This is a genomic window from Rhizobium sp. LEGMi-198b (genome assembly GCF_054114205.1).
Genome location: NZ_JBSYVH010000001.1, coordinates 592076 through 605687 on the forward strand (window position 1 = coordinate 592076; position 13612 = coordinate 605687).

General features: G+C 60.7%; 15 protein-coding genes. 11 read left to right on the forward strand and 4 right to left on the reverse strand.

From position 1 onward, the window contains the following. Positions 1-36: 36 nt before the first annotated feature. Together fabI and ACXHXG_RS02915 are read left to right on the forward strand one after the other, a co-directional pair. The gene (gene fabI, locus ACXHXG_RS02910) at positions 37-855 is read left to right on the forward strand and encodes an enoyl-ACP reductase FabI (RefSeq protein ID WP_104822220.1); all 819 of its coding nucleotides are present in this window, start codon (positions 37-39) and stop codon (positions 853-855) included. 18 nt (positions 856-873) lie between these two features. Then, positions 874-1467 carry a histidine phosphatase family protein gene (locus tag ACXHXG_RS02915; protein ID WP_104822219.1) on the forward strand — a complete coding sequence of 198 codons (594 nt, stop codon included), beginning with the start codon at positions 874-876 and terminating at the stop codon, positions 1465-1467. A gap of 31 nt (positions 1468-1498) precedes the next feature. On the opposite strand, the gene ACXHXG_RS02920 is transcribed toward ACXHXG_RS02915, so the two are convergent. Next, positions 1499-1759: a DUF1344 domain-containing protein gene (locus tag ACXHXG_RS02920; RefSeq protein ID WP_104822218.1), complete on the reverse strand. Its 261-nt coding sequence runs from the start codon at positions 1757-1759 to the stop codon at positions 1499-1501. Between the two features lie 300 nt (positions 1760-2059). Here ACXHXG_RS02920 and aroC point away from each other — a divergent pair, with 300 nt between their 5' ends. Together aroC and ribB are read left to right on the forward strand one after the other, a co-directional pair. After that, complete coding sequence (gene aroC / locus ACXHXG_RS02925) at positions 2060-3157, forward strand: chorismate synthase (protein WP_104822217.1); 1098 nt, start codon at positions 2060-2062, stop codon at positions 3155-3157. 10 nt (positions 3158-3167) lie between these two features. Beyond that, a complete protein-coding gene (gene ribB / locus ACXHXG_RS02930; RefSeq protein ID WP_283049450.1) occupies positions 3168-4271 on the forward strand; it encodes a 3,4-dihydroxy-2-butanone-4-phosphate synthase in 1104 nt (367 codons plus the stop codon). A 40-nt stretch (positions 4272-4311) separates the two neighbouring features. On the opposite strand, the gene ACXHXG_RS02935 is transcribed toward ribB, so the two are convergent. Both ACXHXG_RS02935 and ACXHXG_RS02940 read right to left on the reverse strand, forming a co-directional pair. Continuing rightward, entirely contained in the window at positions 4312-5361 is a 1050-nt protein-coding gene (locus ACXHXG_RS02935; RefSeq protein ID WP_104822215.1) for a dipeptidase, read from the reverse strand. Positions 5362-5449: 88 nt separating this feature from the next. After that, positions 5450-6640, reverse strand: a complete 1191-nt coding sequence (locus ACXHXG_RS02940; protein WP_457898443.1) for a winged helix-turn-helix domain-containing protein — start codon at positions 6638-6640, stop codon at positions 5450-5452. Between the two features lie 107 nt (positions 6641-6747). Here ACXHXG_RS02940 and ACXHXG_RS02945 point away from each other — a divergent pair, with 107 nt between their 5' ends. Genes ACXHXG_RS02945 through ACXHXG_RS02955 form a run of 3 tightly spaced genes read left to right on the forward strand, consistent with a single transcriptional unit; the run spans position 6748 to position 8619 of the window. Beyond that, a complete protein-coding gene (locus ACXHXG_RS02945; RefSeq protein WP_457898444.1) occupies positions 6748-7425 on the forward strand; it encodes an energy-coupling factor ABC transporter ATP-binding protein in 678 nt (225 codons plus the stop codon). Continuing rightward, positions 7425-8027 (forward strand): energy-coupling factor transporter transmembrane component T family protein, encoded by a 603-nt coding sequence (locus tag ACXHXG_RS02950; RefSeq protein WP_457898445.1) that lies wholly within the window; start codon positions 7425-7427, stop codon positions 8025-8027. Before ACXHXG_RS02945 ends, ACXHXG_RS02950 begins: the two co-directional genes overlap by 1 nt. Positions 8028-8055: 28 nt before the next feature. Continuing rightward, complete coding sequence (locus ACXHXG_RS02955; protein WP_457898446.1) at positions 8056-8619, forward strand: biotin transporter BioY; 564 nt, start codon at positions 8056-8058, stop codon at positions 8617-8619. Positions 8620-8695: 76 nt separating this feature from the next. Here ACXHXG_RS02955 and ACXHXG_RS02960 read toward each other — a convergent pair whose 3' ends face one another. Beyond that, positions 8696-9097: an acyl-CoA thioesterase gene (locus ACXHXG_RS02960; RefSeq protein WP_104822211.1), complete on the reverse strand. Its 402-nt coding sequence runs from the start codon at positions 9095-9097 to the stop codon at positions 8696-8698. Between the two features lie 165 nt (positions 9098-9262). Between ACXHXG_RS02960 and ACXHXG_RS02965 the strand changes: the two genes are divergently transcribed. The 4 genes from ACXHXG_RS02965 (at position 9263) to dxs (ending at position 13498) form a co-directional block, all read left to right on the forward strand. Then, entirely contained in the window at positions 9263-10204 is a 942-nt protein-coding gene (locus ACXHXG_RS02965; protein ID WP_104822210.1) for a histone deacetylase family protein, read from the forward strand. 2 nt (positions 10205-10206) lie between these two features. Beyond that, a complete protein-coding gene (locus ACXHXG_RS02970) occupies positions 10207-10458 on the forward strand; it encodes an exodeoxyribonuclease VII small subunit (protein ID WP_104825003.1) in 252 nt (83 codons plus the stop codon). A 74-nt stretch (positions 10459-10532) separates the two neighbouring features. Beyond that, a complete protein-coding gene (locus ACXHXG_RS02975) occupies positions 10533-11456 on the forward strand; it encodes a pirin family protein (protein ID WP_104822209.1) in 924 nt (307 codons plus the stop codon). Between the two features lie 125 nt (positions 11457-11581). Then, on the forward strand, positions 11582-13498 hold the full coding sequence (gene dxs, locus ACXHXG_RS02980) for a 1-deoxy-D-xylulose-5-phosphate synthase (RefSeq protein WP_104822208.1): 1917 nt from the start codon (positions 11582-11584) through the stop codon (positions 13496-13498). The last annotated feature ends 114 nt before the right edge of the window (positions 13499-13612 follow it).

Sequence of the window (13612 nt, forward strand, 5' to 3'; positions counted from 1 at the left end):
TAGGCAGGATCATTCGAAAGTTCAAGGGAGCAGAATATGGCTCAAGCCACTGGCCTCATGGCAGGCAAGCGCGGCGTCATCCTCGGCGTTGCAAACAACCGTTCCATAGCGTGGGGTATTGCCAAGGCCTGTTCCGAAGCCGGTGCCGAAATCGCGTTGACGTGGCAGGGCGACGCTCTGAAGAAGCGCGTCGAGCCGCTCGCCCAGGAACTCGGCGCCTTCATGGCAGGCCATTGCGACGTTACGGAACCCGCGACGATCGACGCCGTCATCGACTCGCTGGAAGCCAAATGGGGCAAGATCGATTTCGTCGTGCATGCCATTGCCTTCTCCGACAAGGATGAGCTGACCGGCCGCTATGTCGACACCAGCCGCGATAATTTCGCGCGCACCATGGACATCTCCGTCTATTCGCTGCTCGCCGTCGCCCAGCGCGCCGAGCGCATCATGAACGATGGCGGCTCGATCATCACGCTGACCTATTACGGCGCGGAAAAGGTCATGCCGAATTACAACGTTATGGGCGTCGCCAAGGCCGCGCTCGAAGCAAGCGTGCGCTACCTTGCCGTCGACCTCGGCGGTCGCGGCATTCGCGTCAACGCCATTTCGGCCGGCCCGATCAAGACGCTGGCCGCCGCCGGCATCGGCGACTTCCGCTATATTCTGAAATGGAACGAATATAACGCGCCGCTAAAGCGCACGGTTTCGATCGACGAAGTCGGCAACTCCGCGCTTTATCTGCTCTCCGATCTTTCCACCGCCGTCACCGGCGAAGTGCACCATGTCGATTCGGGCTATCACGCCATCGGCATGAAGGCCGTCGATGCGCCTGACATCGCCGTCATCAAGGATTGATCAACAGGAAACCTGACCGTGCCGCCTCTTTATGTGATACGCCACGGTCAGACGGACTGGAATGCCGAGCGCCGGTTGCAGGGACAGAAGGATATCGATCTCAACGCCATCGGTCGCGCGCAGGCGCGGCAGAATGGTGTTGAGCTCGGCGAAATCCTCACCTTTGAAAACCAGCCTTTCGACTTTGTCGCAAGTCCGCTCAGGCGCACCCGCGAAACCATGGAAATCGCGCGCGAAGCCATGGGCCTGCCACCCAAGGACTATCGCACGGACGAACGGCTGGTCGAAGTCTCTTTCGGTGCCTGGGAAGGTTTCACCCTCAAGGAGCTGAAGGCGACCGAGGCCGAACGTCTTGCCGAGCGCAACGCCGGCAAGTGGGACTTCATCCCGCCCGGCGATGATGCAGAGAGCTACGAAATCCTCTCCTGGCGCGTCGGCTCCTGGCTGACTTCGGTCGATCGGCCCACCGTCTGCGTCACCCATGGCGGCGTCATTCGCTCGCTGTTCCGGTTGATCGCCGATGTCTCGAAAGAAGATGCCGCTGAAGCGGAAATCCCGCAGGATCGTATCTTGAAGGTCGATACGCAGATGAACATCATCGGCTGGATCTAAAGCCGCCGGCTAAAGGAATAATCCCCGTTCCCTACTGCACGATATCGAGATCGTTGATGACGCGCTTGCCGTCGACCTCGGTATAGAAGACGACCACTTTGACGCCGGCCTTCAGACCCGTGAAATCGAAATCCTGCGGCGCCTGATAATTCTTGCCGTCATCCAGCGTGATGCTGAAATTCTTCTCATCGACCTTCTTGATCGTAGCCTCGACGTCAGCGCTTTCGGCAAAGCCGGCGACGGGGGCGAGGAGACTTGCCGTGGCCAGGAGCGTCGCAACAAAGAAGCGCATCGGGAGTACCTTTTTGATTCATTATCAGTGCTAAATTTGATTGTTCCAAGGTAACGCTTTGAATATGGCGGAAGTTGCCCGCAACAATGGCTTTCGTCGCCTAATTGATGAATGTGTTTTCACGATCCACAGCATGGATTAATCTTCGTTTACCATATCGAGCGTTTGCGGGTTCTCGCCCTGCGGGATCATCACGGAAAGAAAGATTTGCCTCGGCAGCTTTTTGGCCTATGAGTGTGCCGCAATTCCAAGAGACAAAGGCGCGGCCGCCGCCGGGCCACAGTAATCCGGTCGTTTCCCATGTCGCACAATACATTCGGTCATCTCTTCCGCGTCACCACCTGGGGCGAAAGCCACGGGCCGGCGCTTGGCTGCGTCGTCGACGGCTGCCCCCCGGGGCTCCGTTTCAAGCTTGAGGACATTCAGGTCTGGCTCGACAAGCGCAAGCCAGGACAGTCGCGCTTCGTGACGCAGCGCCGCGAAGATGATCTCGTCAAGGTACTGTCCGGCGTGATGCTGGATGAAGACGGCGAGACGATGATTTCGACGGGCACGCCGATCTCGATGCTGATCGAAAACACCGACCAGCGTTCCAAGGATTACGGCGAGATCGCGCGGCGTTATCGCCCCGGCCATGCCGACTATACCTATGACGTCAAATACGGCATTCGCGACTATCGCGGTGGCGGCCGTTCGTCGGCCCGCGAGACCGCGGCGCGTGTCGCCGCCGGCGGTATTGCCCGCCTCGTCGTGCCCGGCGTTACCGTGCGCGGCGCGCTGGTACAAATCGGAAAGCACAAGATCAATCGCGCCAATTGGGACTGGGCTCAGGTCGATCAAAACCCGTTCTTCTCGCCGGATCCGGAAATCGTTCCAGTCTGGGAGGAATATCTCGACGGCATCCGCAAGGCCGGCTCCTCGATCGGCGCCGTTGTCGAAGTCATTGCCGAAGGCGTGCCCGCCGGTCTTGGCGCACCGATCTACAGCAAGCTCGATCAGGATATCGCCTCGCTGCTGATGTCGATCAACGCCGTCAAGGGCGTCGAGATCGGCAATGGCTTTGCTGCTGCCGAAATGAGCGGCGAGGAAAACGCCGACGAAATGCGCATGGGCAATGACGGCAACCGCATCTTCCTATCCAACCATGCCGGCGGCATATTGGGCGGCATTTCCACCGGCGAGCCGGTCATCGCCCGCTTCGCCATCAAGCCGACCTCGTCGATCCTGACCGAGCGCCGATCGATCGATGCCGACGGCAACAATGTCGATGTCCGCACCAAGGGCCGCCATGACCCTTGCGTCGGCATTCGCGCCGTGCCGATCGGCGAGGCGATGGTTGCCTGCGCCATAGCCGATCATTACCTTAGGGATCGCGGCCAGACCGGCCGGCTGAAATAAGGACGTTTTCATGCCCTATGATCAGAAGCGCGTCGTGGAAGCCCTTCGAGCCTTCGAGGCCGGCGAGATCGTCGTCGTCATGGACGATAACGACCGTGAGAATGAGGGCGACCTGATCGTCGCTGCCGTCCACTGCACGCCGGAGAAGATGGCCTTCATCGTCCGCCATACGTCGGGGATCGTCTGCACGCCGATGCCGCGCGAGGAGGCCAAGCGCCTGAACCTCAACGCCATGGTGGCGGAAAACGATTCCGCGCATACGACCGCATTTACCGTTTCCGTCGACTTCAAGCACGGCACGACGACGGGCATTTCCGCCGACGACCGCACGCTGACGGTGCGCAATCTCGCCAATCCGAATGTCGGCCCGACCGATTTCCTCCGTCCCGGCCATATCTTCCCGCTGGTCTCGCGGGAAGGTGGGGTGCTGATGCGCTCCGGCCATACGGAAGCCGCCGTAGACCTCTGCAAGCTCGCCGGCCTGCCGCCGATCGGCGTCATTAGCGAGCTCGTCAATGACGACGGCACGGTAACGCGCGGCCAGCAGGTGGTGGAATTCGCCGAGCAGAACGGGCTGAAGCTCATCTCCGTCGCCGACCTCATCGCCTATCGCCAGCGCAAGGAAACGCTGATCGAACTCGGCGCCAGCTTCGATATCGAAACGCCGTTCGGCAAGGCGCGCGCTCACACCTATTCGCTACCCTGGGACCCGATGCAGCATCTCGCAGTCGTCTTCGGCGACATCCGCGACGGCATCGACATTCCGGTGCGCCTGCATCCGGAAAATGTGGCCGAAGACCTGTTCGGAAAGCGCCGTCCGGTCGATTTCTACATGAAGAAGATCGCCGATGAAGGCCGCGGCATCATCGTTTATCTCCGCGAAGGTTCCGTTGGCGTCGGCCATATCGACAATGGCCGCAAATCCCGCCAGGCCGGCCATGAGACCCATGCCGAGGCCCAGGCCCGCGACAGCGAATGGCTGGAAATCGGCCTCGGCGCGCAGATTCTGAAAGATCTCGGCGTCAGCTCGATCAAACTGCTCACCAGCCGCGAACGGCACTATGTCGGCCTGGAAGGGTTCGGCATCGAGATCGCCCGGACGGAGATTTGCTGATCCTGTTAATGGGTCAGCATTCTTGAATAACCGTAGTCAGCTATCTCCAAGTCAGGCCGAACACGCGAAGCCAATTGTCATAGGCGAATTTTCGCAGGGTCAACTCATCGAATTCATTTTTGCGCATGGCGTCTATGAGATGTGGCAGGCCGCTTGCATCCTTGATTTGGCGGGGCATGACCGCGCCATCAAAATCTGATCCGAGAGCGACCCTATCCGCTCCGACGCGACCTATGAGATAGTCGAAATGACGAACAACAAGGTCGAGAGGCGTGTCGTCTTCAAGGTGGCCATCGGGGCGAATGTCGTTGACGGCCAGGTTCAATCCGATGACCCCGTCAGTATCGCGAATGGCATCTAACTGCCGATCGGTTAGGTTTCGGGTCGATGGGCATAGGGCGTGAGCGCAGGCATGCGTGGCGACAAGCGGAGCGGTGCTCAGGGCGGCCACGTCCCAAAACCCACGCTCGTTCAGATGGGAAACATCGATCATTATTCCGAGAGCATTGCATCTTTTGACCAGGCTCTTGCCTAAATCCGTAAGCCCCGGCCCAGTATCGGGAGACCTCGGATAAGCGAACGGGACGCCATAGCCAAAAATATTCGGACGGCTCCAAACGATGCCGAGAGATCGGAGGCCCGCGTCATATAGGGCATCCAGATATCCGAAATCAGGGCCGATGGCCTCTGCCCCCTCTATATGAAGCACGACGGCAAAGGCGGCGTCCATCTGGGCAGTCCGAATATCATTCACGCTTGTGGCGAGGCGGATCTGGCCGTTGGAGCGTTCGATCAAACCCCTCATCGCGGAAAGCTGGCCATCGATTTGTCCACGGGCATAGTCCGGATGGACGGCATCGGCATAACGAACTTCGTATCCATCACGAGTGATAGTAAGGTCATCCACCGGCTCGTGTTCTGGAGAGGCATGCATTGCAAACAATCCGCCAGCCAAACGACCTTCACGCGCTCGCGGAAGATCAAGATGCCCCATCTCCGATCGGACCATAAAATCCCGACCGGTAGATTTATAATCCACCATGAACTGAACCGCATCATTATGCCCATCGAATACATAAATGCTGCTCATGTCATCTCTGCCCCAAGGTTCAAGTGCAGTTTGGCCTACGCAGTCCTCTCGGAAACCAGCGGGAAATCAGGACGGGAGAACCGGCAATTTATCCCCGCCACCCCTCCAGAAACACCACCTTCTCCACCCCGGCAAAACGCGCAACCCGGTCCAATTCCGCTTCCAGCTTCTCCAGCCGTCCGGCGGATGCCCGGACACCCGGCTCCAGCCACAAGCGTTTGATGTCCAGCGTACCCGCCTTGCGGTCGGCTTTCATATCGATCCGGCCGATCAGCCGGTCTCCTTCCAGGAGTGGGAAAACGTAATAGCCATATTCACGCTTCGGCTCCGGCACGAAGACCTCGATCCGGTAGAAGAAGCCGAAGAGGCGTTCGGTGCGGTTGCGGTCGCGTATCGTCGGATCGAAGGGGCTGAGGACGCGCATCCGGGCGGGGGCTTCGGGGAAGCTGTCGAGCGTGGATGGGAAATCGGCAAAGCCGAAGGAAGGGCGCGGCTTGCCGTCCACGGCGGGCTCGATCAATATTTCGGCGAGTTCCGCGCGATGCGAGTCGACCCAGGTCTTCGCTTCCTGCGGCGTCACCAAGTCCCAGAAGGCGGCGATTTCGCCTGACGTGGCAAACCCAAGGCGTTGCAAAGCGCTGCGGCAAGCCCAGTCGACGAATTCGTCGTGGCCGACTTCGGGCGTGTGGAAATTTTCCGGCAATACGCGCTCGACGAGATCGTAGACCTTTTGGAAATTGGTGCGGCCGGCGATGGCGAATTTGCCGGTACGCCAGAAATATTCGAGCGCGGTCTTGTTCGGATGCCAGTTCCACCAGCCGCCGGAGGTATGGTTCTCGTCCTTGATCTCACGGGCGGTAATGGCGCCGTTTTTCAGGACGCGCTCGTAGGTCTCCTCGAAGGCGGCTTCGAACCCCTCGCCCCGCCATTTGCGCCAGCGCTCGACGATCGCCAGCTCCTCGCGGCGAAACCGGTGCTTCCAATAGACGAAGAAGGCGCTGGGCAGGATGGAGGCATCATGCGTCCAGTTTTCGAACAGCGCGCCGTCCTTTTCGAGCAGTTCCGTCAGATGTTCGCGCCGATAGGTCTGGTTGCGGGAAAACAGAATCTGGTGATGCGCCCGCTCGACCGTCGAGATGCTATCGACCTGCACGAAGCCGATATCGTGGATCAACTGCAGCAGCCCGGCCTTGGTCAGGGCACGGTTCGGCGGATTGGAAAGCCCCTGCTTGGCGAGGAAGACGCGGCGGGCATCTCGGTTTGAAAGCAGATTCGTCATGCTCAGATCATAGGCATTAATTCCCATGCTTTCAAACGGCGTTGATTTGATAATTCGTCATGATGGGCTATAGGACCGCGATATCACGATGGAACAGGGCCAGCAGCTTGGATATCCGTTTCGACAATGCCGGCGTCAATTTCGGCCCGCGGCTTGCGCTTTCGCCGCTCAGCTTGACGCTGAGCGAGCGGCGCGTCGGTGTGATCGGGCTCAACGGTTCCGGCAAGACGACATTTGCGCGGCTGATCAACGGGCTTGCCAAGCCTACGACCGGCCGGGTCACCGTCAATGGGCTCGACACCGTGACCGACGCCAAGTCCGTGCTCGGCAAGGTCGGCTATATCTTCCAGTCGCCGCAGAATCAGATCATCCTGCCGATCATCCGCGACGATATCGCCTTCGGCCTCAAGGCGCGCGGCCTCGGCAAGAGCGAGATCGAGGCGGCGGTGGACGGCATTCTCGACCGGTTCAGCGTCCGCCATCTGGCGGAGCGGCGCGCACATGAACTTTCCGGCGGCGAGCTGCAGATGGCCGCTCTCTGCTCCGTGCTCGTCACCGGACCCGACATCCTCATTCTTGACGAACCGACCAATCAGCTCGATCTCCGGAACAGGGCGCTGGTGCAGGAAACCATTGCCGGGCTGCCGGAGCATGTCATCGTCATCAGCCATGACCTGCCGCTGATAGAGGATTTCGATCGGGTGCTGCTGTTCGATCAAGGTCGATTAATCGCGGATGCGCCGCCGACGGAGGCGGTTGCCCGCTACAGGGAGTTGGCTGCCTGATGCAGACGCTGCACGTCGATGCCAGTACCTGGATGCACCGGCTGACGCCGCGTCTGAAGCTTGGTGCGCTGGCGGCCCTCGGCATCCTGCTGTTCCTGACAGACAACCTCGCACTGCTTGGCCTCGCCGTTGCCATCGGCGCCCTCCTCTATTTCAGCACTGGCTTGCCCGTGAGCGAAGCGTTGAAGCGGCTGCGGCCGGTCGTTCTCACCATTATCGTCGTGGCGCTGTTCAGCCTGATCTTCAATCCCGTCCATGTCGCTGCTGTCACCGTGTTGCGGCTGACCGCGCTCACGCTTTTCGCGGCCGTGGTGACGGCCACGACGTCGATCGCCGCTTTCATCGACGAGATCACGGCGCTAGCCGCGCCGTTGGAAAAGATCGGCCTCTTGAAGGCGGCCGATATCGGTCTTTCGGTCGGCCTCGTCGTGCGCTTCGTTCCGGAAATTCTCGACCGTTACCGTGCCATCCGCGAGGCGCATGAAGCTCGCGGGATCAAAATCCGCATGACAACAGCGCTGGTGCCGCTGATCATCCTGACGCTGCGCGATGCCGATAATATCGCAGCCGCGATTGACGCCAGGGGCATTCGGCGGCATTGAAAAGACACTGTTTTCGACTGGAGCCGTCATGACCACCCGCGACCTCGTTCTCTCCGCGCTTTTTGCCGCCATCATCGTGGCGCTCGGCCTGCTGCCGCCGATCTCGATCGGCATCATCCCAGTGCCGATCACGGCGCAGTCGCTCGGCGTGATGCTAGCGGGCGTGGTGCTTGGCGCAAAGCGCGGCGCAATCGCCGTGTTGATCGTCGTCGTGTTGGTGGCGATCGGCCTGCCGGTGCTGTCGGGCGGCCGCGGCGGCCTTGCCGTCTTCGCCGGTCCGACGGCGGGCTTCTTCATCGGCTGGATCTTCGCCGCCTACGTCACCGGCTATCTCTCCGAGCGGCTGGTGAAGGCCGAGCAGACGGCCCTTGCCCAGGGCATCGGCTTCTTCATCGCTTCCGTGATCGGCGGCGTCGTGGTTCTCTACGCCTTCGGCATCACCTGGCTCGCGATCGGGGCCAATCTCGGCTTCACCAACGCGTTTAAGGGGTCGATGGGTTTCGTTCCCGGTGACCTCGTCAAGGCTGTCGTCGCCGCCCTCGTCGGCCGCGCCGTCATGGTCGGCTACCCCCTGCTGCCGCAGCGAAGCTGAGCATAATGCCCGACCGAAGGGCCGCGCAGCGAAAACTGCGACGCGGCTTTCGGGCAAAGAGCTGCTCAGCTAGAAATCAATCCAGGTATTTGTAGAGCCAGTCGCGGGTATCTTCCGGCAGCGGCACAGGATCGTGTTCCTCGCCGCGCACGGCGAGCCAGAGAATTTCCACCTCCGCCGCCACCTCATTGCCGGTTTCGACCAGGACCATGAAGCCGATCGACTTGCCACCGATCTTGTTGACGCTGACCGAAAAGCGGGCGAGATCGTCATAGCGCAGCGCCCGGTGCAGCGCGCACGAAGCCTTAGTGGCGATGTAGACCGGCTCGTCGCTCACCAGCGGCCGGGCGCGCCAAAAATTCGACAGCGCCGTTTCCGCCTGGGAGATGTAGGAGGCGATGAACATCTGCCCTTGCCTGTCGACATCGCGAGGCGGTACCCGCATTTCGATGACATCGGATCGTTCTAGACTCATCATCACGCAAAACCCTGGCCGACGGCTCGCACCTTAATGAAAGCTTAACATCGCGCCTCAAGAAGTAAACGGTTGGTAGCCCAACGTGGTTAAGATGGATTGTTGACATTATGGTGATACTGCCCATGTCCGGTAGCAGATGTCATATCCCGTCTGTAGATTGGTTTCATGAGCACACGTCTTTACGAGCACCCGATTTTTCTGGAACATCTTACCCCCCCGGGTCATCCGGAGAGGCCTGACCGGTTGCGGTCTTTGAATATCGCGCTGGAGCATCCGAACTTCGAGCGACTGGACCGGCGCCAGGCGCCAATCGCCAATGAAGACGCCGTGTTGCTTGCCCATCCGGAAGAGCACCTCACCTTTGTGATGCGCTCGATCCCCGACGGGGGTGACGAGGACGAGATCAACCAGCTCGAAGCCGACACCTATGCCAGCCCGAAGACGCTGCAGGCGATCCTGCGTGGCGTCGGCGGCGCAATGGCGGCAGTCGACGACGTATTCTCCGGCGCGGCCGACAACGTCTTTGTCGCGGCCCGCCCCCCTGGCCACCACGCAGAGAAGTCCAAGGCCATGGGCTTCTGCTTCTTCAACAACGTGGCAATCGCCGCCCGCCATGCGCAGAAGGCCCATGGAGCCGAGCGCGTCGCCATCGTTGACTGGGACGTGCATCACGGCAACGGCACGCAGGACATCTTCTGGGACGATCCCTCGGTGCTCTTCTGCTCCACGCATCAAATGCCGCTTTACCCCGGCACCGGCAAGAAGGACGAGCGCGGCACGCATAATACCATCGTTAACGCGCCGCTTTCGCCCAACACCGGCGGCGACCATTTCCGCGAGGCCTTCAAATCGCGCGTGCTGCCGGCACTCGACGATTTTCGCCCCGACCTCATCCTCATCTCGGCCGGCTTCGATGCCCATCATCGCGATCCCCTGGCACAATTGAATCTCACCGGCGAGGATTTCGACTGGGCGACCGGGCGCATTCTGGAAGCCGCCGACCGCAGCGCCAAGAACCGGGTCGTCAGCCTGCTCGAAGGCGGCTATGATCTGGAAGGCCTCGCCGAATCGGCAGGCCTGCATATTCTGCGCATGATGAAGGGTTGATGATGAGCGAAAGCGCCAAAGTGGATGTGTCCGGCTATTCCTTCGAAAAGGCTGTGGCGGAGCTCGAAAGCATCGTCGCGCGGCTGGAACGCGGCGACGTCGCGCTCGACGAATCCATCGCCATCTATGAGCGCGGCGAAGCGCTGAAGAAGCATTGCGAGGCTCTGCTCTCGGCAGCGGAGAACCGCATCGAGAAGATCAGGCTCGACCGCGCCGGCAAGCCCCAAGGCACGGAGCCGCTGGACGGGCAGTGAAGCCCGCGCGCGCAAGATTTGAGTTTCCGACCTATTGCCGTTAGGTTGGCTTTCAACCGAATGGAGCGCTCGTCATGTCCTTCTTCCCTGGAAAAGATCCGCTGCCCGGCGATGCCTTCGCCTGCGACGCGATCGAGCATCTCATCATTCCCCGCACCAGCGATCTCGGCGGCTTCTTCGTCCGTCGTGCGCTTCCGAGCAGTCGGCGGCGGCTGGTGGGGCCATTCATCTTTTTCGACCGCATGGGTCCTGCGGTGCTGCGGCCCGGCGAAGCACTGGATGTCAGGCCGCATCCACATATCGGCCTGTCGACCGTCACCTATCTTTTCGACGGCGAAATCCGTCATAGGGACAGCCTCGGGACGGAAAAGGTCATTCGTCCCGGCGATATCAACCTGATGACGGCCGGGCGCGGTATCGTGCATTCCGAGCGCACGCCGGACAATCTGCGTGGCCATCCGCTGGCGATGTCCGGCCTGCAGACCTGGCTCGCGCTGCCGGACGACAAGGAAGAGATCGACCCTGCCTTTACCCATACCGAAAAGAGCGATATGCCGCTGATCGACGACGGCGGAGCGACGGGCCGCGTGGTCATCGGCAGCTTCGAGGGGGTAACCTCGCCGGTCAAAGTCTTTTCCGACACGCTCTATGTCGATCTTCAGCTTCAGCCCGGCGCAAAGTTTCCGTTCGGCGCCGGGCATGAGGAACGTGCGGTCTATATTCTCTCCGGCTCGCTCATTGTTGCGGGCGACCGTTTCGAACAGGATCAACTCCTTGTCTTCCGCCCCGGCGATGCGATTGCCCTGGAGGCGGCTGAAAAAGGCTGTCATTTGATGCTTTTTGGTGGTGCGGCACTCAATTCAAAGCGCTATATCTGGTGGAATTTCGTGTCTTCTTCCAAGGAACGCATTGAAAAAGCCAAGGAAGAATGGCGCACCGGCCGTTTCGATATCGTGCCGGGAGACGAGGAAGAGTTTATTCCTTTGCCGGAAAGCTAACGAGTTCATAACAATGCCAAATGTTTCTTGTTCAGGCACTCCTTGAATTCGTCGCCTTTTGTCGCAATCTTTTTTGAGATAAAGGCGGGCCGCTGCCCAAGAATAGTAAGAAAGAGGCTTCAGCCTTGACACATATGCCAGAGACGCCCCTGCTGGACCAGGTCCACTATCCTTCCGACCTGCGAAAGCTGGAGGACCGGGATTTGCCGCAACTCGCCCGCGAGCTCCGCGACGAGATGATCGATGCGGTATCGCGCACGGGTGGACATCTTGGCGCCGGCCTCGGCGTCGTGGAACTCACCATCGCCATCCACAATGTCTTCGACACGCCGAACGACCGTCTGATTTTCGACGTCGGTCATCAATGTTATCCGCACAAGATCCTGACCGGCCGGCGCGACCGCATCCGCACGCTGCGCCAGGAGGACGGGCTTTCCGGCTTCACCCGCCGCGCGGAGAGCGAATACGATCCCTTCGGCGCCGCGCATTCCTCCACATCGATCTCCGCCGGTCTCGGCATGGCTGTCGCCGCCGAACTCGACAATACCGACCGTCGCGTCATTGCGGTCATCGGCGACGGCGCGATGTCGGCCGGCATGGCCTATGAGGCGCTGAACAATGCCGGCGCGCTCGACGCGCGGCTGATCGTCATTCTCAACGACAACGACATGTCGATCGCCCCGCCGACCGGAGCGATGAGCGCCTATCTCGCGCGCCTCGCCTCCGGCCGCACCTATATGGGCTTTCGCGATTTCGGCAAGAAGCTGACCGCCTATCTTGGCAAGAATGTCGACCGCGCCATTACCCGCGCCGTTGAACATGCGCGAGGCTATGTCACCGGCGGGACGATGTTCGAGGAGATGGGTTTCTACCACATCGGCCCGATCGACGGTCACTCCTTCGACCATCTGCTTCCGGTCCTGCGCAATGTGCGGGACCATGCCCAGGGCCCTGTGCTGATCCATGTCGTGACGCAAAAGGGCAAGGGCTATCCCCCTGCCGAAGCGGCGGCGGATAAATATCACGGCGTCAACAAGTTCGACGTCATCACCGGCGCGCAAGCCAAGGTCAAGCCGAACGCACCGAGCTATACCAGCGTTTTCGCCGATGCCCTCGTTCAGGAAGCGATGCTGGACGAAAAGATCGTCGGCATCACCGCCGCCATGCCGAACGGCACCGGTCTCGACAAGCTGCAGGAATTTTTCCCGGCCCGCTGTTTCGACGTCGGTATTGCCGAGCAGCATGCCGTCACGTTTGCGGCCGGCCTGGCCGCCGAGGGTTTTAAGCCCTTCGCGGCGCTCTATTCGACCTTCCTGCAGCGCGCCTATGACCAAGTGGTGCACGATGTCGCGATCCAGGGGCTACCAGTGCGCTTCCCGATCGACCGCGCCGGCTTCGTCGGCGCCGACGGACCGACGCATGCCGGCTCCTTCGACACGGCCTTTCTCGCCAGCCTGCCCGGCTTCGTGGTCATGGCCGCCGCCGACGAGGCGGAGCTGAAGCATATGGTGCGCACGGCTGCTGCCTACGATCTTGGCCCGATCTCCTTCCGCTATCCCCGCGGCGAAGGCGTTGGCGTCGATTTGCCGGAACGCGGCGAAATTCTTCAGATCGGCAAGGGCCGCATCGTCAAGCAGGGGTCGAAAGTGGCGCTGCTATCCTTCGGCACACGGCTCGCCGACAGCCTCGCCGCAGCCGAAGATCTCGATGCGGCCGGCCTGCCGACAACGGTTGCCGACGCTCGTTTCGCCAAGCCACTTGACCACGATCTGATCCGCCAGCTTGCCAGCCATCATGAGGTGCTGATCACCATCGAGGAAGGCTCGGTCGGCGGCTTCGGCAGTCAGGTCATGCAGTTCCTCGCCACGGAAGGCCTGCTCGATAATGGTTTGAAGATCCGCACGCTGGTCATGCCCGACATCTGGATGGAGCAAGCCAAGCCGGAAGTCATGAATGCCAAAGCCGGCCTCGACCGGGCCGGTATCGTGCAGACGGTGTTCAAGGCGCTGGGCCGCAGCCGGATTATCGAGGTCGTCGGGTAAGCCCGGCTAAACTCGCCATCATCTACCGTCTGCCCGGGTGTCGATCTTCCGGCACTTTTTGCCCTATGCCTATCGATTCGGCTTGGGGCTTGGTCCCTACCCGATGTGCGTCCA

Excerpts from the sequence above, each read along its gene's own strand:
- ACXHXG_RS02940 (WP_457898443.1), bottom strand. The coding sequence starts at position 6,640 with ATGACGAATCTGCTTTCAAACCGAGATGCCCGCCGCGTCTTCCTCGCC.
- ACXHXG_RS02960 (WP_104822211.1), bottom strand. The coding sequence starts at position 9,097 with ATGATGAGTCTAGAACGATCCGATGTCATCGAAATGCGGGTACCGCCT.
- ACXHXG_RS02975 (WP_104822209.1), top strand. The coding sequence starts at position 10,533 with ATGTCCTTCTTCCCTGGAAAAGATCCGCTGCCCGGCGATGCCTTCGCC.
- ACXHXG_RS02920 (WP_104822218.1), bottom strand. The coding sequence starts at position 1,759 with ATGCGCTTCTTTGTTGCGACGCTCCTGGCCACGGCAAGTCTCCTCGCC.
- aroC (WP_104822217.1), top strand. The coding sequence starts at position 2,060 with ATGTCGCACAATACATTCGGTCATCTCTTCCGCGTCACCACCTGGGGC.
- ACXHXG_RS02950 (WP_457898445.1), top strand. The coding sequence starts at position 7,425 with ATGCAGACGCTGCACGTCGATGCCAGTACCTGGATGCACCGGCTGACG.
- fabI (WP_104822220.1), top strand. The coding sequence starts at position 37 with ATGGCTCAAGCCACTGGCCTCATGGCAGGCAAGCGCGGCGTCATCCTC.
- ACXHXG_RS02965 (WP_104822210.1), top strand. The coding sequence starts at position 9,263 with ATGAGCACACGTCTTTACGAGCACCCGATTTTTCTGGAACATCTTACC.
- ACXHXG_RS02935 (WP_104822215.1), bottom strand. The coding sequence starts at position 5,361 with ATGAGCAGCATTTATGTATTCGATGGGCATAATGATGCGGTTCAGTTC.
- ACXHXG_RS02970 (WP_104825003.1), top strand. The coding sequence starts at position 10,207 with ATGAGCGAAAGCGCCAAAGTGGATGTGTCCGGCTATTCCTTCGAAAAG.
- ACXHXG_RS02955 (WP_457898446.1), top strand. The coding sequence starts at position 8,056 with ATGACCACCCGCGACCTCGTTCTCTCCGCGCTTTTTGCCGCCATCATC.
- ribB (WP_283049450.1), top strand. The coding sequence starts at position 3,168 with ATGCCCTATGATCAGAAGCGCGTCGTGGAAGCCCTTCGAGCCTTCGAG.